At 73.0% G+C, this 24,228-nt stretch carries 26 protein-coding genes and 1 pseudogene; 12 read left to right on the plus strand and 15 right to left on the minus strand.

The genetic code is table 11. The annotated features are described in order from the left end of the window. Positions 1-16: 16 nt before the first annotated feature. Both CG719_RS27295 and CG719_RS27300 read right to left on the minus strand, forming a co-directional pair. Entirely contained in the window at positions 17-262 is a 246-nt protein-coding gene (locus CG719_RS27295; protein WP_100571356.1) for a DUF397 domain-containing protein, read from the minus strand. Between the two features lie 3 nt (positions 263-265). Then, a complete protein-coding gene (locus CG719_RS27300) occupies positions 266-1,087 on the minus strand; it encodes a helix-turn-helix domain-containing protein (protein WP_100571357.1) in 822 nt (273 codons plus the stop codon). Between the two features lie 279 nt (positions 1,088-1,366). Here CG719_RS27300 and CG719_RS27305 point away from each other — a divergent pair, with 279 nt between their 5' ends. Beyond that, complete coding sequence (locus CG719_RS27305; protein ID WP_234375783.1) at positions 1,367-2,008, plus strand: ATP-binding protein; 642 nt, start codon at positions 1,367-1,369, stop codon at positions 2,006-2,008. Between the two features lie 905 nt (positions 2,009-2,913). Continuing rightward, a complete protein-coding gene (locus tag CG719_RS27310; RefSeq protein ID WP_234375784.1) occupies positions 2,914-3,393 on the plus strand; it encodes a DUF6624 domain-containing protein in 480 nt (159 codons plus the stop codon). 27 nt (positions 3,394-3,420) lie between these two features. Here CG719_RS27310 and CG719_RS27315 read toward each other — a convergent pair whose 3' ends face one another. Together CG719_RS27315 and CG719_RS27320 are read right to left on the minus strand one after the other, a co-directional pair. Continuing rightward, positions 3,421-4,449, minus strand: coding sequence for an SDR family oxidoreductase (locus CG719_RS27315; protein WP_100571358.1), 1,029 nt, complete (start codon positions 4,447-4,449; stop codon positions 3,421-3,423). Between the two features lie 99 nt (positions 4,450-4,548). Further along, positions 4,549-5,568 (minus strand): PHP domain-containing protein, encoded by a 1,020-nt coding sequence (locus CG719_RS27320; RefSeq protein WP_100571359.1) that lies wholly within the window; start codon positions 5,566-5,568, stop codon positions 4,549-4,551. A gap of 253 nt (positions 5,569-5,821) precedes the next feature. Between CG719_RS27320 and CG719_RS27325 the strand changes: the two genes are divergently transcribed. Beyond that, positions 5,822-6,058 carry a hypothetical protein gene (locus CG719_RS27325; protein WP_100571360.1) on the plus strand — a complete coding sequence of 79 codons (237 nt, stop codon included), beginning with the start codon at positions 5,822-5,824 and terminating at the stop codon, positions 6,056-6,058. Positions 6,059-6,106: 48 nt separating this feature from the next. Here the strand turns inward: CG719_RS27325 and CG719_RS27330 are convergent, their stop codons facing one another. Next, positions 6,107-7,363: a ricin-type beta-trefoil lectin domain protein gene (locus tag CG719_RS27330; RefSeq protein WP_100571361.1), complete on the minus strand. Its 1,257-nt coding sequence runs from the start codon at positions 7,361-7,363 to the stop codon at positions 6,107-6,109. Positions 7,364-7,489: 126 nt separating this feature from the next. After that, a complete protein-coding gene (locus CG719_RS27335; RefSeq protein WP_100571362.1) occupies positions 7,490-8,044 on the minus strand; it encodes a VanZ family protein in 555 nt (184 codons plus the stop codon). Between the two features lie 178 nt (positions 8,045-8,222). On the opposite strand from CG719_RS27335, the gene CG719_RS27340 reads away from it, so the two are divergent. Then, positions 8,223-8,495, plus strand: coding sequence for a DUF6980 family protein (locus CG719_RS27340; protein ID WP_234375785.1), 273 nt, complete (start codon positions 8,223-8,225; stop codon positions 8,493-8,495). A gap of 42 nt (positions 8,496-8,537) precedes the next feature. Here CG719_RS27340 and CG719_RS27345 read toward each other — a convergent pair whose 3' ends face one another. Next, entirely contained in the window at positions 8,538-9,200 is a 663-nt protein-coding gene (locus CG719_RS27345; RefSeq protein ID WP_100571363.1) for a DUF4230 domain-containing protein, read from the minus strand. A 189-nt stretch (positions 9,201-9,389) separates the two neighbouring features. Between CG719_RS27345 and CG719_RS27350 the strand changes: the two genes are divergently transcribed. After that, positions 9,390-10,358: a ribose-phosphate diphosphokinase gene (locus tag CG719_RS27350; protein WP_100571466.1), complete on the plus strand. Its 969-nt coding sequence runs from the start codon at positions 9,390-9,392 to the stop codon at positions 10,356-10,358. Positions 10,359-10,522: 164 nt separating this feature from the next. Next, positions 10,523-10,906, plus strand: a complete 384-nt coding sequence (locus CG719_RS27355) for an anti-sigma factor antagonist (protein ID WP_100571364.1) — start codon at positions 10,523-10,525, stop codon at positions 10,904-10,906. A 66-nt stretch (positions 10,907-10,972) separates the two neighbouring features. Here the strand turns inward: CG719_RS27355 and CG719_RS27360 are convergent, their stop codons facing one another. After that, entirely contained in the window at positions 10,973-11,941 is a 969-nt protein-coding gene (locus CG719_RS27360; protein WP_100571365.1) for an NADP-dependent oxidoreductase, read from the minus strand. 227 nt (positions 11,942-12,168) lie between these two features. Between CG719_RS27360 and CG719_RS27370 the strand changes: the two genes are divergently transcribed. Then, the gene (locus tag CG719_RS27370) at positions 12,169-12,561 is read left to right on the plus strand and encodes a VOC family protein (protein ID WP_100571367.1); all 393 of its coding nucleotides are present in this window, start codon (positions 12,169-12,171) and stop codon (positions 12,559-12,561) included. A gap of 115 nt (positions 12,562-12,676) precedes the next feature. On the opposite strand, the gene CG719_RS27375 is transcribed toward CG719_RS27370, so the two are convergent. The 4 genes from CG719_RS27375 to CG719_RS27390 form a co-directional block, all read right to left on the minus strand. Continuing rightward, positions 12,677-12,976, minus strand: a complete 300-nt coding sequence (locus tag CG719_RS27375; protein ID WP_100571368.1) for a DUF4235 domain-containing protein — start codon at positions 12,974-12,976, stop codon at positions 12,677-12,679. A 50-nt stretch (positions 12,977-13,026) separates the two neighbouring features. Next, positions 13,027-14,046: a glutathione S-transferase family protein gene (locus CG719_RS27380; protein ID WP_100571369.1), complete on the minus strand. Its 1,020-nt coding sequence runs from the start codon at positions 14,044-14,046 to the stop codon at positions 13,027-13,029. 210 nt (positions 14,047-14,256) lie between these two features. Next, a complete protein-coding gene (locus tag CG719_RS27385) occupies positions 14,257-14,706 on the minus strand; it encodes a nitroreductase family deazaflavin-dependent oxidoreductase (protein ID WP_100571370.1) in 450 nt (149 codons plus the stop codon). Positions 14,707-14,837: 131 nt separating this feature from the next. Continuing rightward, entirely contained in the window at positions 14,838-15,461 is a 624-nt protein-coding gene (locus CG719_RS27390; protein ID WP_100571371.1) for a LysE family transporter, read from the minus strand. Positions 15,462-15,740: 279 nt separating this feature from the next. Between CG719_RS27390 and CG719_RS27395 the strand changes: the two genes are divergently transcribed. The 5 genes from CG719_RS27395 to CG719_RS27415 all read left to right on the plus strand — a co-directional run bounded on the left by CG719_RS27395 (position 15,741) and on the right by CG719_RS27415 (position 21,607). Beyond that, positions 15,741-16,955, plus strand: a complete 1,215-nt coding sequence (locus tag CG719_RS27395; protein WP_199836798.1) for a cytochrome P450 — start codon at positions 15,741-15,743, stop codon at positions 16,953-16,955. A 12-nt stretch (positions 16,956-16,967) separates the two neighbouring features. Continuing rightward, a complete protein-coding gene (locus tag CG719_RS27400) occupies positions 16,968-17,165 on the plus strand; it encodes a ferredoxin (RefSeq protein WP_100571373.1) in 198 nt (65 codons plus the stop codon). Between the two features lie 129 nt (positions 17,166-17,294). Further along, positions 17,295-17,909: a flavoprotein gene (locus CG719_RS27405; RefSeq protein WP_100571374.1), complete on the plus strand. Its 615-nt coding sequence runs from the start codon at positions 17,295-17,297 to the stop codon at positions 17,907-17,909. 79 nt (positions 17,910-17,988) lie between these two features. Continuing rightward, positions 17,989-18,957 carry an aldo/keto reductase gene (locus CG719_RS27410; protein ID WP_100571375.1) on the plus strand — a complete coding sequence of 323 codons (969 nt, stop codon included), beginning with the start codon at positions 17,989-17,991 and terminating at the stop codon, positions 18,955-18,957. Between the two features lie 280 nt (positions 18,958-19,237). Further along, the gene (locus CG719_RS27415) at positions 19,238-21,607 is read left to right on the plus strand and encodes an RICIN domain-containing protein (RefSeq protein ID WP_100571376.1); all 2,370 of its coding nucleotides are present in this window, start codon (positions 19,238-19,240) and stop codon (positions 21,605-21,607) included. Between the two features lie 6 nt (positions 21,608-21,613). Here CG719_RS27415 and CG719_RS27420 read toward each other — a convergent pair whose 3' ends face one another. The 3 genes and pseudogenes from CG719_RS27420 to CG719_RS27430 form a co-directional block, all read right to left on the minus strand. Further along, positions 21,614-22,108 carry a universal stress protein gene (locus CG719_RS27420; RefSeq protein WP_100571377.1) on the minus strand — a complete coding sequence of 165 codons (495 nt, stop codon included), beginning with the start codon at positions 22,106-22,108 and terminating at the stop codon, positions 21,614-21,616. Between the two features lie 20 nt (positions 22,109-22,128). Beyond that, positions 22,129-23,331, minus strand: coding sequence for an arsenic transporter (locus tag CG719_RS27425; RefSeq protein ID WP_442802748.1), 1,203 nt, complete (start codon positions 23,329-23,331; stop codon positions 22,129-22,131). A 142-nt stretch (positions 23,332-23,473) separates the two neighbouring features. After that, positions 23,474-24,195: pseudogene (locus CG719_RS27430) on the minus strand (DUF4232 domain-containing protein). Positions 24,196-24,228 lie beyond the last annotated feature (33 nt).

Here is a 24,228-nt window from a genome sequence, read left to right on the forward strand (position 1 = left end):
CGGTTCCGGTCCCGGCTCAGTCGACCAGGAAGTCCGCCTGGCCCGCCTTGACGCCCCGGAGGAACGCGATCATCTCGTCCCGGCTGTAGAGCAGCGCGGGTCCCTCGGGGTCGGTGGACTGGCGCAGGGCCACCGTCCCGTCGGGCAGGCGCTTGGCCTCGACGCAGGAGCCGCCGTTGGTGCCGCTCCAGGGCTTGTGCCAGCCCGCGGCGCCCAGGTCGGCGGCCGGCATGCCGCTGTGGAGGGGGGTGTCGGATGCCATGTATCACAACTCCTCAAGCAGTTCGCCCAGGACGTCCCTGGTGCGTGCGACCGGTTCCGCCTGCACGGACATCCGGTCCAGGACTTCGAGATAGGTCACGACGTCGTCCGGCCGGTCGTAGTACACCGAGCCCGCGAGGTTCTCGGTGTAGACGACGTCGGGCAGTTCGGAGAAGCCGAAGCGGAAGTGGTGGAAGGGGCCGAAGGCGCCCGGGTGGGCCCCCACCGAGTAGGGCATGATCTGCACGCTGACCTTCGGCATCCGGAGCACCTCGACCATGCGGTCGAGCTGGGCCCGCATCACCTCGGGACCGCCGACGGGCCGGCGCAGCACGGTCTCGTCGAGGATGGCCCACACGGCCGGGCCGTCCGGCTTGGCGAGCAGGTCCTGACGTCTCAGGCGCAGGTCGACGCGGCGGGCGATCTCCTCCTTCGACTCGTTGGGGAAGCCGACCCGCATGAGCGCGGTGGCGTACTCGCGGGTCTGCAACAGGCCGGGCACGTAATGGGGTTCGTAGAGGCGGATGACGCTGGCCTCGCTCTCCAGGCTCACGTACGCCTTGAACCACTCCGGCAGCACGTCGCGGTACTTGTACCACCAGCCGGGCCGGTTGGCCTCGCGGGCCAGGGTGACGAAGTCGTCGATCTCCCGTACGGGAACGTCGTAGGTGCGCAACAGCTCCCTGACGTACGGGATGCGCAGGCCGACCTCTGCCTTCTCTATCCGGCGGACCGTCAAGGGGGTGACCTCGATGGCCCGTGCCGCGTCCTCGAAGGAGACCCCGGCCCGCTCCCGCAGGTGCCGCAGACGCTTGCCGAGGACCATCCGCAGGACGGTGGGCGCGCTCCCGCCTGAGCGGTTCTCCCTCACGTCCTACCTCCCGAACGGCCATCGTCGCGTGCAGTGTGACATGTCATCGACGACGCAGACAGGGTGTTGGTGAACGTTCTGAAATTATCAGAACGCAGGTTGCGGGCCGCATGTGTCCGACACCATAGTGACAGGGTGAGCCGTCGTGCAGCGGGCCGTCGGGGCGGCCAACTGCCCTGTTCAGCAAGCTGAATTGACATACCGCCAGATGTGAATGCCCGGCCCCGCACGGGCATGCGACGCGAGACCTGGATGGCCACCGTGACCGACGGACAGTCGAGGAGCCCGGACGACCCCGGACCCGCCCGGGGCGCGCGGACGAGCGCGGCCGTCCGGACGCAGGGTGCCGCCTTCGGACCGATGACGGCATCCGGCGCCCGGCGTCCCGGACCGCCGCCCGCCCCGGCGGACGCCGGGCACCGGCCGGCCGTCGCCGCGGGCCCCGCCGGGACCGGCTCGGACGACCCCTTCCGCATCCGCTCCACCGTGCCCGCCGACCCCTCCTGGGCGGCGGCCGTACGGCGCCTGGTCGCCGGGCAGCTCGCCCGGCTGCCGCTGTCGGCCGATCAGCGCGACGGGGCGGTGCTCGCCACGGACGAGTTGTTCGCCAACGCGGTCAAGCACGCGCGCACCGACCCGGACGACACGGTCACCGTGACCGTGGAGGGCAGCGCTCACGCCCTCCGCGTGACCGTGGCGGACTCCTCGCCGGTGCTGCCCCGCCCACGACCGGCCGACGCGACCGCGGAGTCGGGCCGCGGACTCGCCATCGTGGCCGCCCTGGCCGACGACTGGGGCATGTCCCCACCCGAGCCGGGCCGCCCCGGCAAGAGAGTCTGGTTCACCCTGCGCCACCAAGGAAGCCCGTCCCCATGACGGCCACCCCGGACCACCCCGTGGGCACGCCCAGGACACCCCGCGGCCCGACCGGCGGCCCCGCGACCCCGACACCCCACACGGTCCCGCCTGCCCCCACAACCTCGGTCGGCCCGACACCGGATCAGGCCGGGCCGACGCCGCCGGGCAGGGGCGTCGCGGCGTCGCCGGGCACGCAGGACGTGGTGCTGCCGCCGGTTGGGCAGGACTCGGTGTCGCCGGGTGGGCAAGACGTGGTGCCGCCGGTCGGGCGCGGTGTGGCGTCGCCGGTCCGGCGAGGCGCGGTGCCGCTGGACAGGCTGCCCTCGGACGGGCAGGCCCTGGTGTCGTCGGACGGGCAAGGTGCGATGCCACGGGTGGGACAGGACCCGGTGTCGCCGGGTGACCAGGACGTGTTGCCGTCGGTCGGGCAGAGCATGCTGTCGCGTGGGTGGGACGTGGGGTCGTCGGGCGGCCAAGGGGTGGTGCCGCCGGGTGGGCGAGGTACGGTGGGGCAGGGCCCGGTGTCGTCGGGCAGGCAGGATGTGCTGCCGCCAGGCGGGCGCGGTGTGGTGCCGCCGGTGGGGCAAGGCGCGGTGCTGCACGTGGGGCGAGGCGCAGCGCCCTCGGGCGGGCAGGATGCGGTCCGGCCGGGCGGGCAGCGGGACGCGGTCTTGGCGTCGGGCGGGCAGGAGCTGGTGTCGCCGGTCGGGCCAGGCGCGGGATCCTCGGGTGGGCAGGACGCTGTGCCGCCGGTGGGGCAAGGCGCGGTGCCGCACGTGGGGCGAGGCGCAGCGCACTCGGGCGGGCAGGATGCGGTCCGGCCGGGCGGGCAGCGGGACGTGGTCTTGGCGTCGGGCGGGCAGGACGTGGTGGCGGTCGGTGGTCATGGTGTGGTGGCGTTGGCCGGGGAGGCTGCCTCTCTTGTGGCGGACGAGCTCGTGTGCCGGGCCGAGGCTGATCGGGAGGTGACGAGGGAGGCGGGGTCAGCGCCCACCGCGGAGCGGCGGCGGAAGGTGGCGGAGTGCCGGCGGGGCAACGCCGAGGCCCTCGTGGTGATCGTGCGGCGGCACGGCTGGCCGACCGTGGAGGCCGTGGGCGGGGCCGCTTCGACGGCCGCTCTGATGATCCTGCTGCACGCCCCTGACCTGGACTTCCGGCTGCGCTGCCGGGATCTGATCGCGCAGGCCACCGCGGACGGACGCTGCCCCGCCGTGCACCTGGCCTACATCGCCGACCACTGCGCCGTCGAACTGGGCGAGCCGCAGTTCTACGGCACGCGGATCAACCCCGCCACCCTCCGCCCGTACCCCGTGCGCCGCCCGCAGACCCTCGACGAGCGCCGCCGGGACGTCGGACTCGGTCCGCTGGAGGAACAGATGCGGGCGCTGCGCGCGCACGGCTGACAGCCCCGGGGCCGGCCCGCACGCCGCTCACCCCACCTTGCGGCCCCGCAGCGGCTCCGTGTCCTCGCCCTCGCCCCGCTGCAACCCCTGGAGGAACTCCTGGAGGACCTCGGTCGCCGTACGCTCCGGCCGCCAGCCCAGCTCGACGTGCGCTCGGGTGCAGTCCATCAGGGGCAGGTGGAGGACCGCGTCGAACAACTGGGGCGAGGCGGGCAGCAGCCGCAGCCCCCACGCGGCGGCGATCGCCGAACGGGCGGCGGTGCGCGGCAGCCGTACGGGCCGGGAGCCGAGCAGCTCACCCAGCACCCGCGCGTCCAGCGGCGGCTCGGCGGCCAGATTGAACGCTCCCCGTACCTCGTTCGTGAGCGCCAGCCGGTAGGCCCGGGCGGCGTCGTCCGTGTGCAGCGCCTGCACCCGCAGGCCCGGGATGTCGGGCAGGAACGGCATCAGCTCGGGCCGGGCCAGCTGCCCCGGCAGGAACCGCCCGGCGAAGATCCGCCGCTGCTCGCTCGCCGACTCCCGCTTGAACAGGAAGGCCGGGCGCATCCGGACCACCCGCACATCCGGATGGTCCCGCTCGAAGGTGTCCAGGGCCCGTTCCAGATACGCCTTCTCCCGGCAGTACGCGGCGTCCGGCCAGCCGTGGGTCGGCCACGACTCGTCCACCGCGTGGTCCTTCGGCCCCGGTGAGTAGGCGCCGACCGACGAGGCGTGCACCAGGACCGGCACCCGCGCCGCGGCCACCGCTTCGAAGACCCGCATGCTGCCCAGCACGTTGGTGCGCCAGGTGGCCGCCGGATCGTGCGTGGGCTGGAAGGCCCAGGCCAGATGGATCACCGCGTCGGCGCCCGCGAACTCCCCGGCCAGCCCGGACTGCTCGAAGGACACGTCCACCGCCGACCACTGCGTCTTCGGCGGCGACCACTGCGGGATCCGGCGGGCCAGTCCCCGTATGTACCCGATCTCCGGATCCTCGGACAGGACACGTACGACACTCGTGCCGACATTGCCGGTGGCGCCCGTGACGACGACCCGGCTGCCCGAAGCGCTGCTCACCTTCGGCTCCTCTCGGCGGCGGCTGACAGTGCGCACCACCGAGTACCCGGTCCCGGCCGGCCGACGCGGACCGCACGGACCCGGACCGCCCGGCACGCCTCACGGCGTCCGGCGCTCGCGGGCCCAGTCCAGCAACTGGTCCCCTGTCCACGTGGTCACCACGCGCTCCGGCGGCACGCCGCACTCCTCGGCCCTCGCGCATCCGTGGATCTGCCAGTCCAGCTGGCCGGGCGCGTGGGCGTCGGTGTCGACGGAGAACAGCACACCGGCCTCGACGGCCCGGCGCAGCAGCCGCCGCGGCGGGTCGAGCCGCTCCGGGCGGCTGTTGATCTCCACGGCCGTGCCGGTCTCGGCGCACGCGGCGAACACCGCGTCCGCGTCGAACTCCGACTCCGGACGCCCCCGCCCGGTCAGCAGCCGCCCGGTGCAGTGGCCGAGCACGTCGGAGCGCGGATCGCGTACGGCGGCCACCATGCGGCGGGTCATCGACCGGGCGTCCATCCGCAGTTTGGAGTGCACCGACACCACCACGACGTCCAGCCGCTCCAGCAGCCCGGGATCCTGGTCGAGCGAGCCGTCGTCGAGGATGTCGCACTCGATGCCGGTCAGCAGCCGGAACGGGGCCCAGGTCCGGTTCAGCTCCGCGACCACGTCCAGTTGTTCGCGCAGCCGCTCGGCGGACAGCCCGCGGGCCACCGTCAGCCGCGGCGAGTGGTCCGTCAGCACCGCCCACTCGTGTCCGAGGCGCGCCGCGGTCCGGCCCATCTCCTCGATCGGGCTGCCGCCGTCGGACCAGTCGGAGTGCAGATGGCAGTCACCGCGCAGCAGCGCCCGCAGCCGTTCGCCGCCCTGAGCGAGCGGTTCGCCGGCCTCGTCCTCCAGTGCGCGCAGATAACCGGGCACCTGCCCGGTCAGCGCCTCCCGCACCACCTGGGCGGTCTTCGGGCCGACGCCCTTGAGCGACTCGAGCGTCCCGGCCGCGGCCCGGTCGGTCACCTCCTGCCCGGGCAGCCCGGACAGCACCCGGGAGGCGGTGCGGAAGGCGCGTACCCGGTAGGTCGGCGCCAGGGACCGCTCCAGCAGGAAGGCGATCCGGTCCAGTGCCTCGACAGGGTCCATCGCCACCTCCAACCCCAGGGTTGCCCGGTGCCGCCGGGCCCGCATCACGCGGAGGCCCGACGGCACCGGAAAGCCCGTCGCCGCGGTCGGCGTTCCAGGGCCTGTTGCGAAAGTCGCGTCGTCCGCCCGGAGCGCGGGCCTCGCGGCGTCAGGTGCGTGCTCTGGGGGTCCCCCCTGCTCGAAGAGCTTGGGGGAGCGTGCATGGCGTCGTGGGGCAGGCGGGACTTTCGCAACAGGCCCTAGGCTGGATGACATGACCGAAGTCGCTACGCCCTACATTTCGCGGCCGCGGATCCTTGTGCTGGCCGTGCAGCCGGGCAGTCCGCCCTTCCGGATCGTGGAGATCGACGGCGAGGTGGTCGGTGAGGCGAAGACCGTCATCGACGTACTGACAGCCGCCGCCGCCTTCGGCATCAGCGTCCACGACCTCGACGATCCGGACGTGATCCGCTGGGTCGGCGGCGACAAGTTCACCTGGACCGTGCACTAGCGGCGTGCGCCGACCGCGTGTACCTGCCGCCAGTGCCGGTCCCGGGGCTCAGCCCACCGTCCACTTCTGGTTGGCGCCGCCCGTGCAGGTCCAGATCTGCAGCCGGGTGCCGTTGGCGGAATTGTTGCCGGTGACATCCAGACACTTGTTCGCCTGTGGGTTCACGATGTCGTGCGCGGAGGAGACGACCCACTTCTGGTTCGCACCGCCGCCGCAGTCCCAGAGCTGGACCGTGGAGCCGTCCGCCGTGCCGCGGTCCGTGACGTCGAGGCACTTGCCGAGCGCGCGCAGGGTGCCGTCCGAGCCGACCGTCCACTGCTGGGCGGCGCTGCCGTTGCAGTCGTAGAGCTGTACGGGGGTGCCGTTGGCGGAGTTCGCCGCGGCCACGTCCACGCACTTGCCGGCCAGCCCCCGGATCGGGACGCCGCCGGCGGTGTCACTGGTGGTCACCGAGACCGAGTCGACCACGAGCTGCTGCGGGAAAAAGGTGGAGCCGTCCGGGTCGCCCGGCCAGTAACCGCCCACGGCCAGGTTCAGGATCAGGAAGAACGGCTTGTTGAACACCCACGTCTTGCCACCGAGGTCGGCAGGCGTACGCCGCTGGTAGACGTTGCCGTCCACGGACCAGGTGATCGAGTTCGGCGCCCAGTCGACGGCGAAGGTGTGGAAGGCGTCCGCGAAGGCCTGCCCGTTCGGCAGCGTGTAGCCCGCGCCGATGCCGCCCGAGCCGGAGTAGCCGGGGCCGTGGATCGTGCCGTGGACGCTGGACGGCTCGAAACCGACGTTCTCCATGATGTCGATCTCGCCGGAGTCCGGCCAGTTGACCGGCGTCCCGAGCATCCAGAACGCGGGCCACATGCCCTGCCCCCGCGGGATCTTCATCCGGGCCTCCACGTGCCCGTACTGCGCGGAGAACTTCCCGGAGGTGTTCAGCCGGGCGGAGGTGTACTGGCATGTGCCGTACCAGCACTGGTAGTTGGAGGGATTCTCCCGACGCGCGGTGATGACCAGGTGGCCCTGGCCGTCCAGGGCCGCGTTCTTGTTGCCCGACGTGTAGTACTGCCGCTCGTGGTTGTTGACGTTGTCGCCGGTCTCGATCTGCCACTTGGAGGAGTCGACGGCCGCGCCGGCGGGACCGTCGAAGTTGTCGGAGAACGTGACGGCGGCGGCCGCCTTCGGGGTGGCCGCCGTGGGGGCGGCAGCCTTCGGGGAGTCGGCCTGTGCCGGGCCGATGGCGGCGGAACCGGCCAGGACGGCGGACAGGGCGGCGAACAGGCATCTGCGGAGCAGGCGTGGACGTGCCACGGCTCTCCCTTCCGTGCGGCAGCCCGGGCCCGGGCCGCCGACCGTTGTGGGGGGTGAATGTGTCGCCCTTGATTCAAGGAGTGAGATAAGGGAGCGTCAATACATGGTACGGACCAATTCCGGCCATCACTCACGCGGCTTGCGCGCGTGCACGGCCCGGCCCATGCGCCGGCCCAGGAGTAACCAACCCAGCAGCGCGCCCGAGGTGTTGAGGATGACGTCGTCGATGTCGAAGGCCCGCCCGGTGATCAGCGCGCCCTGCGCGAACTCCACGAGCAGCATCACCGTCGCGGTGAGCAGCAGCACTGGCAGGACTTTGCGCGCCCCCGGTGCCACCACCGGTACCAGCACGCCGAACGGCACGCCGAGCAGCACGTTCCCGCCGAGCTGCTTGACCGCCTCCCGTGTCTGCGCCCCCTCCAGATAGGCCCGGAGCGAGCTTCCCGGGCGCAGATTGCTGTGCGCGATGGACACCGAAGCGGGCGACGGCTCCAGCGTCAGCTTCGCCAGGACGACCGCGAACGCCACCATGAAGGCGAAGGCGCACAGCATCGCCAGCAACCGCAGCGGCCAGGGCGCGGGCCGACGGCCGCCGCCGCCCGGCCGCCCGTCGGCTTTGGCCCGGCCCCTGTCCCCGCGCGAGCGAAAAACCGTACGCGGATTGAACGCCACCCGGCTCATGCCACTCCTCCCCGACGCCAACTCCCTTGCTAGACAACCCTGTTACCCGCGAACCGACGGAGGATGCCCCGCCCTGCCGTGGGGGGCCCACGCCACGGGATCGGCCTTGGACGGCCGGCCGACGACATCGTCCAACCGGACGTCGGGAAGGACGGATTTCTCACGCCCCGCCGTGGCCATGGATGATCAGGCGCGCGCCGATGCCGGCGACGACCGCCCCTCCACGAGAACCGAGGCCATGAGCAACCACTGCTGTGAGGCGATGAGCAGTCATGTGAACATGCGCTGCGACGTGCACGACGACCCCTACGCCTGCCCGGATGTTCTGATCGACTACAGCGCCGAGTGCCAGAGTTACGGGCTGATCATCCATGACGGCGGCACATCGAGTATCACCATCGACTTCTGTCCCTGGTGCGGACGGCATCTTGCGAAGTCGCGGCAGGGGTGACGGAACCTCCAGCCGGCGCGGCCCGGCGGCCCGGGGGGCCGTTCAGGGGCCGTACGTGACGTGGACCTCCTTGAAGCCGAGGGACTTGAGGAGGCCTTCGAGCATGCCGGTGGTGTTCGTCTCGGCGCGGGCCGTCAGGCCGCTGTCCTTGGCCGCGTCGGCGATGTGCTCGACCGCGAGGCGCTGTACGGCCTGTTCGCTGTTCGGGTTGTCGGAGAACAGGTCGCCGAGCCGGTCGAGCAGACCGCGCTGCTTGGAGACGGCGTAGGAGTGGTCCGCGTCCAGGGCCGGGCGGCCGAGCCGCGCGTGCGGCAGCCGGAGGGTGGCGGTGGTGCGGTCGCCGTCGACCGCCACGTCCTGGTCACCGAGCCCGCCGAGGTCCACGTAGGCGTCCACGGTGCCGGCCCCGACGTACAGGGTGCGGGTGCCGCGGATCGCGTCGGGCAGGTACTTGGTGTCCTTCTCCAGGTCCACGACGACCTGGAAGTTGCCGGAGGCGGCGTCGTAGCGGCTCAGGTCCTGGATCGACTTCAGCAGCGCGGGGCCCGAGCGGTCGTGCGTCTCGGTGCCGAACAGGTCCTTGATGCCGGGCAGCACGGCCAGCGCGACACCGGCGAACAGCAGCGCCAGTACCACCACGACGGCACTCACCGCCTTCGCCCAGCCGGGCATGCGCCGGGTGACTCGCTCGGGGGCAGTCGTCATCCCACGGTTCTCCTTCCTTCCTCCTCAGAATGCCCGCCAAATCCTCTGGCAGACCGGCCAGTTGGACAAGCAAGGTGCGGTCGCGGCGCGTGGGTGCCCGCCTTGCCCCTGCGGCGGGCGTGCCGCGGCCCGTCGCCGCGCGATCAGTAGCATGAGCCGGGAGTCGGAATGATCAGCGAGGAGCGGATCGTGCGAGACATCGCGGTGTTCAGCGGCAGTGCCCACTCCGACCTGGCGGCGGAGGTGTGCGCGCATCTGGGCGTACCCCTCAGCCCGGCGCGGGTCAGCCGGTTCGCCAACGACTGCCTGGAGGTGCAGCTCCGTGCGAACTGCCGGGAGCGGGACGTCTTCCTCATCCAGCCGCTGGTCAAGCCGGTGCAGGAGCACCTCGTCGAGCTGCTGCTGATGTGCGACGCCGCCCGCGGCGCGTCCGCCGGGCGGATCACCGTCGTGATGCCGCACTACTCCTACGCCCGCTCCGACAAGAAGGACGCGCCGCGCATCTCGCTGGGCGGCCGGCTGGTGGCCGACCTGCTGGTCGCGGCGGGCGCGAGCCGGGTCCTGACGATGACGCTGCACGCCCCGCAGGTGCACGGCTTCTTCTCGGTGCCCGTTGACCACCTGCACGCGCTGCGTGAACTCGCCGAGCACTTCCGGCAGTACGACCTGTCCCGCACCACCGTGGTCTCCCCGGACCTGGGCAACGCCAAGGAGGCGGCCGCGTTCGCCCGGATGATCGGGGCCCGGGTGGCCGCCGGGGCCAAGCAGCGCTACGCCGACGACCGGGTGACCATCAGCTCCGTCATCGGCGACGTGGCCGGGCGGGACGTCATCGTGCTGGACGACGAGATCGCCAAGGGCAGTACGGTGCTCGAACTGCTCGATCGATTGCGCGAGTTGGGACCCCGCTCGATCCGCGTCGCCTGCACCCACGGCCTGTTCGCGGCGGGCGCCCTCAAACGGCTGACCGAGCAGAGCGACGTCCTGGAGATCGTGTGCACCAACACCGTGCCGGTGCCGTCGGAGGGCGAGGAGTACCGGGACCACAAGGACAAGCTGCGGATCCTCTCCATCGCCCCGGCCCTCGCCGAGGCCGTGCGCCGCATCCACAACGGCGAGTCGGTGAGCGCCCTGTTCGATGCGCCGCCCGGTGAGTAGCCACAGTCGGCCGGAATTCGGAGACATATGTCAACCGAACATGCTGGAATTCACTCTTACGAGGGTAACTTGCTGAGCGGGTAGGGGTGTTGGGCCTCGAACACCGGGGGATGCTGTGATCTCCGAGCCCGTCGTACGAGGAGCGGCTGGAGGGGAAGGTCGTCGTGCAGCAGGAACCTGCGCCGTCGTTCACCCGGCATCTGCGTGTCCACCGGGACCGAGGGCACACGGTGCTCGAGTTCCGGGGCGAGATAGACATCGTCGCCGAGGCGCAGATCGCCCCCCACATCGACCGGGCCACCGCACCGCCCGGGGCCCGGGTCGTGATCGACCTGAGCCGGGTGGACTTCTTCGACTGCTCGGGGCTGCGCCTGCTCTACCGGGCCCGCGGCCGGGTCCTCGACCACGGCGGAGAGCTGCACCTCGTGTGCACGCACCCGCTGACCCTCCGCATCCTGAGGGTGACCGGCCTGTCCCGGCTGCTGCCCCCGCAGCCGACGCTGGAGGCGGCCCTGGAACAGCACGGGGCCGCGTCCGGCTCGGTGTGACCGGGCGCGCCGCCGGTTCGACCTGATCAGGCACGCTGCCGGACCGGTGTGCCCGGACGCCGGGCGTCAGTCCATCAGCAGGACCAGCTTGCCCGTGGTCCGGCCGGTTTCGCCGGCCTCGTGCGCCCTGGCGGCCTCGGCCAGCGGGAAGGTCCCGGCGATCGTGGCGCGCAGCCCGCCCTCGTCGACGAGCCGCGCGATCCGACGCATGCCGTGGTGGTCGGCGTCGACGAGCATCCGGACCGCCCGCACGCCGAGCCGCCCGGCCTCGCGGTAGAGGTCGTCGGAGCCGGCCGGCACGATCGACACCACGATCCCGCCGGGCCGCAGGACCCGCAGCGAACGGAGCGAGGTCTCCCCGCCGATGGGGTCCAGTACGACGTCGACGTCCCGTGCCGCCTCGGTGAAGTCGGTGGAGTGGTAGTCGACCGGCTCGTCCACGCCGATGCCGCGCAGGAAGTCGTGCTTGCCGGCGCTCGCGGTGCCGAAGACGTACGCGCCGCGCGCCTTGGCGATCTGCACGGCCACATGGCCGACCCCGCCGGCCGCCGCGTGGACCAGCACCCGCTGCCCCGCCCGGAGATCCGCCCGCTCCACCAGCGCCTGCCACGCGGTCAGCGACACCAGCGGCATTGCGCCCGCCTGGATGTGGTCGATCCCGGTCGGCTTCGGCGCGAAGACCCGGGCCGGGGCGGTCACGTACTCGGCGTGCGAGCCGTGGCCGAACGGGTACGAGAGCATGCCGAAGACCTCGTCTCCGGGTCGGAAGAGGGAGGCGCCGACGCCCGTCGCCTCGACCACCCCGGAGACGTCCCAGCCCAGTACGAACGGCGGCTGTCCCAAGAAGAGGCCGCCGGCCCGGTGCTTCCAGTCCGTGGGGTTCAGCCCGGCGGCCCGCACCCGCACCAGCACCTCGTTGGCCCGGGGCACGGGCCGCTCCAGCTCGACTTCCCGCAGCACCTCGGGACCGCCGAGGACGTCCTGACTGATCGCGCGCATCGTCGTGCCGTTCGTCCCCGTGCCGTTCGTCTCCATGCCGTTCGCCTCCATGCCGTTCATGGTGAACCAGTCCGCCCGAGCCCGCCCGCTCATCCGGCGGCGCGTCCCGCGGCCCGGACTCTCCTGCCACTGCTCGGACCTGGCGGGCGGTCAGGTCGGCCGGCGCTCGCCCTCCGCGCGGGCCTGAATCCGCGGGGCCGGGATATCCGGGAAGGAGGGCGGCTGGACACTCACGTCCCGCCGCCGGACCCTACGGAGGAGACATGCCACTGGTGAACGCGGGCGTCGTGGTGCTCGACTGCGCCGAGCCCGAGAAACTCGCCGTGTTCTACAAGGAGTTGCTCCAGGCGCGGGAGACGGACGTGACCGCGAACCTGGTGCGGATCAGGGCCGCCGACGGACTGCGGCTCGCCTTCCGCCGTGACGCGGGCGCGACACCGCCGAGCTGGCCGCGCCCGGAGAACTCGCTCCAGATCCACCTGGACTTCCTGGTGGACGACCTGGACGCGGCCGAACGCCGGGTCGTCGAACTCGGCGGCCGCCCGCTCGAAGCCAAGGACGCCCCCGGCCCGTACGAGGAGCGCGGCTGCTCCGACCCGGCCGGCCACACCTTCACGCTCCGCCGCGTCCCCGAGGTCGGCCCCAAGCAGGGCTGACCCCACCCGGCGCCGGGCCGGGCGGGCGGTGACGGCCGGCCGCCGTGCCGGGAGGCGCGGCGCCGGTCGCGGTCCGCGGCAGGCCAGGGTGGCCGGGGTTCCACAGCGCTACGGGTCAGTCGTGGTCGTTCCTGACCTTGGCGGGCCAGACGCCGATCGAGCGTTCGACGGCGGTGGCGCCCGCCCGGTCGACGGCGCCGCGCACGACGGCGAAGATGGCGCCCTGCACGGCCGCGGCGAGCAGGATCTCCCCCCAGCGGCGGTTCTCGTCGAGCGGCTCGGGCGCCTCGTCCTCGTGGCGGATGGCCTTCCACGTCGCGCGGAACGCCAGGCCCGCCAGCGCGCCGCCGGCCCAGCCCAGCACGAAGCCGACGGGCCGGTAGGCGAGCGGGAGCTTGAGCTTCTTCTTGGCCATCGGTGTCTCCTTTGCCGGTACGGGGGCGAGGCTTTCGGGGCGGGCCGTCGTCAGGGCCGTCCTTGCGGCGGGACCTCCTCACCGGGCGGTACGGGACCCGGCGGGGTCCCTTCGCCGAAGGGGCGCCCGCCGAGCTCCTCGCGGTGGTGCGGACTCAGCCATCCGGACAGGTCGGGGCCGAGGGGCACGATCCGGGTCGGGTTGATGCCCGAGTGCACCTGGTAGTAGTGCCGCTTGATGTGGTCGAAGTCGACCGTGTCCCCGAAGCCGGGCGTCTGGTACAGGTCCCGGGCGTACGCCCACAGCACCGGGTTCTCGGCGAGCTTCCAGCGGTTGCACTTGAAGTGGCCGTGGTAGACGGCGTCGAACCGGACCAGCGTGGTGAACAGCCGGATGTCCGCCTCGGTGATCGTGTCGCCCACGAGGTAACGCTGCCCGGCCAGACGGGACTCCAGCAGCTCCAGCCGCCGGAACACACCCACGCAGGCCGCCTCGTACTCCTCCTGGTTCGTGGCGAAGCCCGCCCGGTACACGCCGTTGTTGACGTCCTCGTAGACCTCCGCCATCACCGTGTCGATCTCGTCGCGCAGCGCCCGCGGATACAGATCCGGAGCGCCGGGCCGGTGCAGCGCGCTCCATTCGGTGGCGAGGTCGAGCGTGATCTGCTGGTAGTCGTTGGTGACCAGCTCGCCGCTGGGCACGTCGACCACCGCGGGCACGCTCACCCCGCCCGGGTAGCCGGTCTCCCGCCGGTCGTAGGCCTCGCTGAGGAAGCGGATACCGAGCACGGGATCCCGGCCGCCGGCGTCCAGCGTGAAACGCCAGCTCCGGTCGTCCTGGATCGGATCCACGACGGCCAGGGACAGGGCGTCCTCAAGACCCAGCAGCCGCCGGGAGACCAGTGCCCTGCTCGCCCACGGGCAGGCACGGCTGACCACCAGCCGGTACCGTCCGGCCTCCACCGGCCGTCCGTCCCGCCCGTCGGCGGTGATCCGGTCCGCGAAGTGGCTCCTGGACCGTTTGAAGGCCTTGTGGCCGTAGGCGCTGTTGCCCTCGCCCCCGCCGCTCATGTGTCCTCCCTGCTCGGCCTGCTCGGCCTGCTCTGCGGACGTCCTGGTGAACACGTTCCCCGAAATCCGCCCGCGGCACGGAGTGAGCCACAGCGGACCGGGTGCGGGCACGAAGGGGCCCCGCCGCGACGGGGGAGCGCGGCGGGGCCTGACACACGCATGCCCGGACGGGACGGGCTCATGCCTCCCGGCCCGAATTTCCCGCGCGGCTCAGTTCGCGGCGACCGGTTCCAGCACGAAGACCGGGATCTCCCGGGAGGTCTTCTCCTGGTACTCCGCGTACGGCGGGAACGCGGCCACCGCCCGCTCCCACCACTGCGCCTTCTCCGCGCCGGTGACCTCACGGGCCGCCATGACCTGCTTGACCGGACCGTCCTGGAGCTCGACGCGGGGATCGGCCTTGAGGTTGAAGTACCAGAACGGGTGCTTGGGCGCACCACCTTGGGAGGCCACCACGGCGTACCGTCCCTCGTGCTCCACGCGCATCAGCGGTGTCTTGCGGATCCTGCCGCTGCGAGCGCCCACGGTGGTCAGCAGGATCACGGGCAGCCCCGTGTCCAGCAGCGTGGTCCCCTCGGTACCGCCCGAGCTCTCGTACAGCTCCACCTGCTCCCGCACCCACTGGGCCGGGCTGGGCTCGTACACACCCTCAAGAGCCATGCCTGCCATCCTCTCGTCGCATACCGTGACTGATGGTGCACGCCATTCAACATCGGCGCCGCCCCGATCCATCCCGGCACCGTCCCTATCGCGCCGTCGCGGGCCGCGGCGGCGCGACGGGGACGGTGCGCTCACCCCGGCGCTGCCGCCATCCGTGCCGCCAGCAGCATGATCACGCCGCTGGACACCAGAGCCGTCGCCAGTTGTCCTCGGGGACCCGTCAGGGCGCGGCCGAGCAGCGTGCCGCCGCCCGCGAGCAGTAGTTGCCAGCTCGTGGAGGCGGCGAAGGCCGCCAGGACGAACACCGCCCGGTCGGACGGTGCGGTGGCGTGCGTGCCGAGGACCAGTGCCGCGAAGTAGAGCAGCGTGGCGGGGTTGAGCAGGGTCAGGCCGAGCAGGGCGAGGTACGCGCGGGCCGGGCTCGGTGGCGGTGGGGCCGTCCGGGTGGCCGTCCGGTGCTCCCGGTACCGGCGCAGCGCGCCGGCCGCGCCCCGGACGGCCAGCGTGGCGAGGAGCAGGGCCGAGGCCCAGCGCAGCGGCACGATCACCGTTCGCAGCGCGGCGGCCAGGGCCGAGCCGCCAAGGGTGGCGAGCAGGGCGTAGAGCCCGTCGGCCGTCGCCACGCCGAGCGCGGCGCACACACCGGTCCGCAGGGACGAACGGGCGGTCAGGGTGACGAGGTGGGCCGCGACGGCTCCGACGGGCACGGCGATGCCGTAGCCCGCGAGGAGGCCCGCGACGAGCGCGGCGCTCACGACCGCGGCGGACCGGGCCTCCGGGGACGGCCGGGCTGCTGCCGGTCCCGCGCCGGAAGGTCGGCGGCAAACGGCAGCGGCGGGAGCACACGGGTCGTGGACATGGCCGGATCCTGTACGCCGTACCGTTTCGGCGGCAACCGAATTACGATGCGGAATGGATGGTTCCCAGCCAGATCCCGCAGGTAGCCGATCTGGCCGAACTTGATGTCGTGCACTGGATGCCTCGGGCATCTAATGAAGATCGGCACGACGCATCCTTCGTCTGCGAGGTCTTCCATGACAGACACGACAGACCTGACCGAGCTGTCAGATCCCGTCTCCTTCCCCCAGGACCGGAGCTGCCCCTACCACCCGCCCACCGGGTACGACCCGCTGCGCACCGAACGGCCGCTCGCCCGCATCCGGCTCTACGACGGCCGCCCCGCCTGGCTCGTCACCGGCCACGCCGTCGCCCGTGACCTGCTGGTCGACCCCCGCCTGTCCACGGACCGCACCCGCTCGGGCTTCCCGGCCACAACTCCCCGCTTCGCCGCGGTCCGCGACCGCAAGCCGGCGCTCCTCGGCGTCGACGACCCCAAGCACCGCACCCAGCGGCGGATGATGATCCCGAGCTTCACCCTCAGGCGCGCCACCGAGCTCAGGCCGCGCATCCAGGAGATCGTCGACGAACTGCTGGACGCGATGATCGCCCAGGGACCCCCGGCCGACCTGGTGCGTTCCTTCGCGCTGCCGGTGCCGTCCATGGTGATCTGCGCCCTGCTCGGCGTGCCCTACGCCGACCACGAGTTCTTCGAGGACCAGTCCAGGCGGCTGCTGCGCGGACCGGCGGCCGAGGACACGCAGGACGCCCGGGACCGGCTCGCCGCGTACCTGGAGGACCTGATCGACGAGAAGCGGCGCCGGCCCGGTGACGGCCTGCTGGACGAACTCGTCCAGCAGCGTCTGAACGAAGGCGAGCTCGACCGGGAGGAACTGACCGCGCTGGCGATGATCCTGCTGGTCGCGGGCCACGAGACCACCGCCAACATGATCTCCCTGGGCACCTACACGCTCCTGCTGCACCCCGAACGGCTGACCGAGCTGCGCGCCGACCCCGCGCTGCTGCCGGCCGCCGTCGAGGAACTGATGCGGATGCTGTCCATCGCGGACGGACTGCTGCGGCAGGCCACCGAGGACATCGAGATCGCCGGGACCACCATCAGGGCCGGGGACGGCGTGGTCTTCTCCACCTCTGTCATCAACCGCGACGAGGACGTCTACCCGGCCCCCGACACCCTCGACTTCCACCGCTCGACCCGCCACCACGTCGCCTTCGGTTTCGGAATCCACCAGTGCCTCGGCCAGAACCTCGCCCGCACCGAACTGGAGATCGCCCTGCGCACGCTCCTCGAACGGCTGCCCACGCTCCGGCTCGCCGCCCCACCGGAGGAAATCCCCTTCAAACCCGGCGACACCATCCAGGGGATGCTGGAACTCCCCGTCAGCTGGTAAGAGGCTGCCGTCATGCACATCGAGATCGACAAGGACCGCTGCATCGGCGCCGGACAGTGCGCCCTGACCGCCCCGGGTGTGTTCACCCAGGACGACGACGGCTTCAGTGACCTGTTGCCCGGCCGGGAGGACGGCGCCGGCGACCCGATGGTCCGGGAGGCCGCCAGGGCCTGCCCCGTGAGTGCCATCACGCTGTCCGAGGACGGGTAGGGGGCCGAGCCGCGCCGCCCGCCGGTCCGCCGCCGCGGCGCCGTGCCGACGCGGCGGCCGGCCGGCCCGTCCGGTGCCCGTCGCGTCGCCCCGTGGCCCCGGCGGCGGCTGATTGACTAGGGTTCCCGGGTGAGCGAACAGGCCCAGAAGCCCTCCGGGGCGCCGCCCGCGAAGGACACCGGGACGGCGCCCGGGAAACCCTTCCTCTACGTCGTCGTCTGCGCCGCCGGCATCGCCCAGGGCGTCAGCAAGCTGATCACCGCCGCGCAGGAGCGGGGCTGGGAGGTCGGTGTCATCGCGACCCCGGTCGCCATGGGCGGCTTCTTCGACACCGCCGCCGTCGAGGCGCAGACCCGCCGTCCCATACGGTCGGCCTGGCGCACGCCGGGCGACCCGCGCCCGTTCCCGCCGCCGGACGCCGTGGCCGTGGCGCCCGCCACCTTCAACACCCTCAACAAGTGGGCCGCCGGGATCGCCGACACCCTCGCCCTGGCCACCCTGTGCGAGACGTACGGCCTGGGCGTCCCGGTCGCGGTCCTGCCGTGCGTCTCCGACACCCTAGCCGCCCACCCCGCCTACCGGGACAGCCTCGTCCGCCTGCGCGGGATGGGGGTCCGCTTCGGTGAGCCGTTCTCCGGCGAGCCGGCACCGGACGGCGGCCGGCCCGAGTTCGGCTGGGAACGGGTACTGGACCTGCTGGACACGCCCGTGGCGCGGACGCCCGCGGGCAGTCCCGGCCCGTGACCGGCGACCGCACCGAGGCACCCGGGACAACCGCACCAAGGACAACCGCACCAAGGAACCAGCGACAGGAGCAGCAACGATGCAGTACGTGAAGCTCGGTTCGACGGGCCTCGAGGTGTCGCGGATCTGTCTGGGCTGCATGACCTACGGCGTGCCCGGCCGCGGTGCGCACGAGTGGACCCTCGACGAGGAGGCCTCGCGCCCGCTGATCCGGCAGGCGCTGGAGGCGGGGATCACCTTCTTCGACACGGCCAACGTCTACTCCGACGGCACGAGCGAGGAGATCGTCGGCCGCGCGCTGCGCGACTTCGCCCGCCGCGACGACGTCGTCCTCGCCACCAAGGTGCACGGCCGGATGCGGCCGGGGCCCAACGGCGCCGGGCTCTCCCGTAAGGCGATCATGACGGAGATCGACCACAGCCTGCGCCGGCTGGGCACCGACTACGTCGACCTGTACCAGATCCACCGCTGGGACCCGCACACACCGGTCGAGGAGACCATGGAGGCGCTCCACGACCTGGTGAGGGCGGGCAAGGTCCGCTACATCGGGGCGAGTTCGATGGACGCGTGGCATTTCTCCAAGGCCCAGTACACGGCCCTGCTGCACGGCTGGACCCGGTTCGTCTCCATGCAGAACCACTACAACCTGCTCTACCGCGAGGAGGAGCGGGAGATGCTTCCGCTGTGCGCGGACCAGGGCGTCGGCGTACTGCCGTGGAGCCCGCTGGCCCGCGGCCGCCTCACCCGGGACTGGGGTACCACCACCGAGCGCAGCGCCACCGACGCCTTCGGCGGCCGGCTCTACCCGGAGGGCGACCGCGGCATCGTCGAGGCCGTCACCCGCGTCGCCGGTGACCGCGGGGTGCCGCGCGCCCAGGTCGCCCTCGCCTGGCTGCTGCGTCAGGACACGGTCACGGCACCGATCGTGGGCGCGTCCAGGCCGGAGCACCTGCGGGACGCGGTGGCCGCCGTCGAACTGGAGCTGAGCGACAAGGAGGCCGAGGAACTGGAGGGGCCCTACACACCGCACGCCGTCAGCGGTCACTGAGGGCGGAAATTGCCGTGCGCATCGGGTAGTAATCGCATTCCATCCGCGGGAATTGACAATAGGTCAACTGGGTCCACCGAGAGCGTTATGTACAAAACCGTGTGATCCCTTGTTGCTCGCCGCTGGCCTGTGCAAAGGTGTGGCCAGTCGGCGAGCAGGCCATGGTCCTCCCTCTGAGCGGGGGACGTTCGAGATGTCGCACGCCTTCTTCGGCACGGACTTTTGGTATGGACCAAGTCCGCGGTGTGTATGGAGGAATGCAGCCGTGAAAGACCCGGGCATGTCCAATTCCCCCGCGTCGCCCGCTCCGTTCGGTACCACGGACGAGCAGTTGAGTGCCGAACTCCGGAAGTGGACGGGCGCCTCGCCCGCGCTGCTGCCCGTGGGTGAACTCCTCGACCGGCACTGGGAGTCGGCCTTCGCCTACGCACGGCTGTGCACCGACGGGTCCCATCCCGCGGGCATGCTCACCACGGCGGCCTTCACCCGGCTGTTCGGCCAGTCCCTGCGGCAGTCCGGTCCGACGGCCGCCTGGCGGCCCCAACTGCTCGTCACCGTACGACGGATCGCGGGGGAGTGGAGTACGGACCACCGCCGGGAGATGCTGCACCCCGAGCTGCGGGCCGCGGACGCCGAGGGGGACCGGATCGCCGCGCGGCTGCTGCCGCCGGGCGACCGGCGGCTGCTGTCGCGGGCGTTCCAGCGACTGCCGCAGACGGCCCGCGCCCTGCTGTGGCACGCCGAGGTCGAGGCCGAGCCGCTCGCCGTGCCGGCCCGGCTGCTCGGCCTCGACGAGGAGGACGCGCGCCTCGAACTCGAGCGTGCCCGGGAGCGGTTGCGCGAGGAGTGCCTCCAGGTCCACCGCGAGGTCGCACCCCGGCAGGAGTGCCTGCTCTACCTGCGGCTGCTCGACGTGACCCACCGTCGCGGCGGCGTCCACGTCGACCCCGACCTGCGTACGCACCTGGCCGGCTGTACGCACTGCCGGCAGACCGCCGACCAACTGGCCCAGTTCAACGGAGACCTGGGCGCCGCGCTGGCCGAGGGCGTCCTCGGCTGGGGCGCGGCCGGCTACCGCGCCCAATGCCTGGCCGGCCCCCCGGCCCCGACGGAACCGGCCCCCGAGCGAACCGCGCCCACCGCAGGCGAGCCCTTCACACCGGCACGGCCCAGGACACCCGCAGGTGACGGCCTTTTCGCCCCGAACCCGCCCGGCCCACCGGCGGCCGACGACGCGTACCGGGGGCGGCGGCCCGGCGCGACGGACCAGGACGGCGCCCTCCCCACCACCCGTCCCGCTCCGGAGTCCGCGTCGGCCGGGGACCCGTTCTTGGCGTCGGGTCCGTCCGGTCCGGTGGCGGCCGGCGAGGCGTACCAGGGGCGGCGGCCCGGCGCGGCGGGCCAGGGTGGTGCCCCGGGCGCGAACCCACTCTCCCCTGCCGGGTCCCGCGACCCCGAGTCCGTGTCGGGCGTACCAGCTGAGGGCGAACTGTTCGCGCCGCCGGAATCGTTCGGTCCGCCGGCGGCCGATCAGGCCTGCCCGCCGGCGCCCGGCGCCCTCCACGAGGCCCCGCCCGCCCCGGGCGGGCACCTCGTCCCGGAGGCGTCCGACGCCGTGCCCTTCGTGGCCCCCTCCTCCGCCGAGCCCTGGGGTTCCGGCCCGCCGACCGTCACCCCGGCGGGCGGTCCGGGGGCCGGGCCGGGCGGGGAACCGGGCCCGGCGGAGCGCGGTGACGCGGCAGCGGGACCGGGGGGCGGGACGGCCCGCCGGGGGCGGGTGGCGCGGAAGGCGGCGCGGCGGGTAGCGCGGCGGCGGAACGTGGCCATCGCCGTGGCGACGGTGAGCGGGCTGGTCGTGCTGCCGTTCGCGCTGTGGGCGGTGCTCGGCTCCGGGGACGGGGCCCCCGCGCGCGCCGAAGGGCAGAAGCCCACCGAGCCGCCCGGCACCGGCGCTTCCGCCTCCGGACCGTCCTGGACCGGAGCCGGGACGGCGGCCAGGGGCACCCTGCGCGGACGGCTGCACAACGCCGCGTCCGGGCTGTGCGTCGGCCCCGTCGGCGAGAAGGCCGTCGAAGGCGCCGAGACCGAGCTGACGGCCTGCTCCTCGGCACCCGGCCAGCAATGGGTCTACGAGACCGACGGACTGCTGCGCAGCGGCGCCGCGCCCGCCCTGTGCCTGGACTCCCACCTCGGCTACTCGGTACGGCTCGCCCCCTGCGTGGACGTCTCCCGGTCCGGCGCCAAGAACATCCGCTACGACTTCACCCTTCAGGGCACCCTCGTACCCCGCTTCGACCAGGACCTGGCCCTGACGCCCGCCGCCACCGACGGCGGCGGCGCCCTCGTGCTCAAGACCCGCGTGAAGAGCGACACCCAGCGCTGGGCGATGGACACCACCATGCCGGAACTCCAGATGGAGGTGGTCAACTGGGACCTGGACGGCGGCTCGCCGGCCGGACCCCCGGCCCCGGCTCCCGGCCCGACGGACTCGGCGGAACCGCGAACACCGGCCGGCGGCACGCCCCGGACCACCCCGCCGTCCCCGGCCGCCGACGCCGGCACACCCGCCGCGGGCGGCTGCTCCTCCCACGGCCACCCCTGCTCCTGGGACGACCCGGACCGGCACCGCCACCACGGCGGCGGCCGCTGAACGACGTCAGCGGTGGCGCGGCGGCGGGGGAGGGGGCATCGTCGTGAGGTCCGGGGCCGCCTCCGGCCACACCAGCAGCACCGCACAGGGCGCGTGGTCGACGGCGAACCGCGCGGCCGGGCCGAGACTGTGCGGGCCGAGCCGCGCGCGGTCGCCGTCGCGGGCGAGCACCAGCAGGTCGGCGTCCTCCGCGGCCGCCACCACCTCGCGCTCCACCCGCCCGCGCCGCTCCATCAGGGTGCACGGCCGGCCGAGCCGGGCCGCCGCCGCATCGAGGAGTTCGGCCGCCGACGTACCGCCGAGGTCCGTGAGCAGGTCGCCGGGGTCGCGTTCGGCTCGGCCGCGGCCGAGCAGCCCGGCGAAGGCCCCGTGCGCCACGGCGGGCACGTCCGGCCCGCTGACGTGCAGCAGGACGACGTCGGACGCGTGCGGAGCATGGGTGCGTACGGCGTCCACGCAGGCGGGCCAGGTGCCCTCCACCAGCCAGGTGATCACACGCATCCGCTCGCCCTCCTACGCCCTCACGGAATCTGGAGTGCTCCCCACAGTGCCACCACCGCGGGCACCAGCGCGGCCGGCACGGCCAGCAGGCCCAGCCGGGTGAACTCCCTTAGGTCCACACCGTGTTCGTGCTGGTGCACGATCCGCCGCCACAGCAGGGTCGCCAGGGACCCGGCGTAGGTGAGGTTGGGGCCGATGTTGACGCCGAGCAGCACGGCGAGGACCGCCCCCGGCCCGGCCGGTGCGGTCAGCGGCAGCAGGACCAGCACCGCGGGCAGGTTGTTGATCAGGTTGGCGAGCACGGCGGCCACCGCGGCGACGGCGAGCAGCGCGGGCAGCCCCGTACCGCCGGGCAGGACGTGCCCGAGCGCCCCGGCGAGCCCGTTGTCGACCACCGCGCGGACCACGATGCCGAGGGCCAGCACGAAGGCGAGGAAGGCCGGTGCCGCGGCCCGCACCACGCTCAGCGCGGTCGCCCTGCGCCGCAGCAGGGCCCGCCCGGCCAGGACCAGCGCCCCCGCCAGCGCGGCCCACACCGGTGCCACGCCGAACGCGGAGGCCACGACGAACCCGGCGAGCGTGCAGGCCACGGTGACCAGGGCGAACAGCGGCAGTTCGGGCGGTTCACCGGTGGGCGGCGAGGGCACCGCGGCGACCAGGTCCCGGGCGAAGAAGCGCCGGAACACCATGTACTCGGCGCCGATCGCGACCAGCCACGGCAGCGCCATCAGCGCCGCGAACCGGGTGAAGCTCAGCCCGCTCGCCGCGAACGCGAGCAGATTGGTGAGGTTGGAGACCGGCAGCAGCAGCGACGCGGTGTTGGACAGGTGCGTGCAGGCGTAGACGTGCGGTTTGGGCCGTACGCCGGTGCGGGCGGCGGTGGCGAACACGACCGGCGTCAGCAGCACGACCGTGGCGTCCAGGCTGAGGACGGCGGTGATGGCGGACGCCAGCGCGAACACGGAGGTCAGCAGCCGCACCGGGCGGCCGCGCGACAGGCGGGCCATCCACGCCCCGCAGGCCTGGAACAGCCCCTCCACGTCGCAGAAGTGGGCGAGCACCAGCACCGCGGCGAGGAACCCGACCACCGGCCCCAGCCGCTCCGCCTCCGCCCGCGCATGGTCGAGGCCGATCGCGCCGGTGGCGACGGCGATCCCGGCGGCGGGCACGGCCATGACCGCCTCGGGCCAGCCGAACGGACGGACGACGGCCCAGGCGAGCACGGCGACGAGCAGGACGACCGAGAGTGCCTCGGCCAGCGGGGTGTTCAGAGCGGTGTTCCTCAGGACGTGACCGATGGTGCACGCCCATCAAAGCAAAGGACCGTGCCGTACCTTCGCGCGAGAGCGCCGCGGACGGGCCGGGTCAGGGCTCGGTGCCGGGGCTGAAGACCGTGAGGAACACCGAGGAGGCGTTGCCGCCCACGGGCACCTGGCCGGCCGTCCACTTCACCGTGAGGTGGTCGCGTTCGTCGGGCGGCGTGACGATCAGCGACGCGGGCTTCGCCGTCCTCGCCCCGCTCACTCCGGGGTGGAGAAGGTCAGTCCCGCCCAGGCGCTCCGGCCGGGCTTCAGCGTCACCGTGGTGGGCGTGCCCGAGGACCGCTTCGGGTCCGGGCCGAGCTGCCTGCCGGAGGCGTCCACGAAGGCGGCGCCGGGATAGCCGCGCACGGTGCAGGTGCGGCCGGAGGTGTTCGTCAGGACGACCGGGAAGTTCTCCTGTCCGGCGCCCGGGTTCTCGCGGCCCACCGACGCCCTGAGTTCGGAGGTGTGGCAGCGGGTGCTCGCGGCGGAGGCACCGGTGCCGCCGGTGTGCCGGGCGGTGCCCGGGGCGGAGGTGGCCGTGCTCTTCGGGGGTGCGGCGCCGACGCCGGGAGCTGAGCTCGTGCCGGGTGCCGTGCCGGGTTCCGTACCGGGGGCCGTCCCGGCGGTGGTGTCGCCGGTCGCGGGAGCGGCGGTGCCGGACACCCTTTGCGGAGCGCCGCTCGCGCCGCTGCCGTGGCCGCAGGCGGTCAGCGGCAGGCCCAGTACGGCGACCGCACCGACGAGCAGGGCCGCCCGGCGCGCGGACGGGGACTTGTGCGCCATGTTCCACACTCCTGGGTCGCTCGCACGCGGTGA

The organism is Streptomyces sp. CB01373, assembly GCF_002803075.1.
GTDB lineage: Bacteria > Actinomycetota > Actinomycetes > Streptomycetales > Streptomycetaceae > Streptomyces.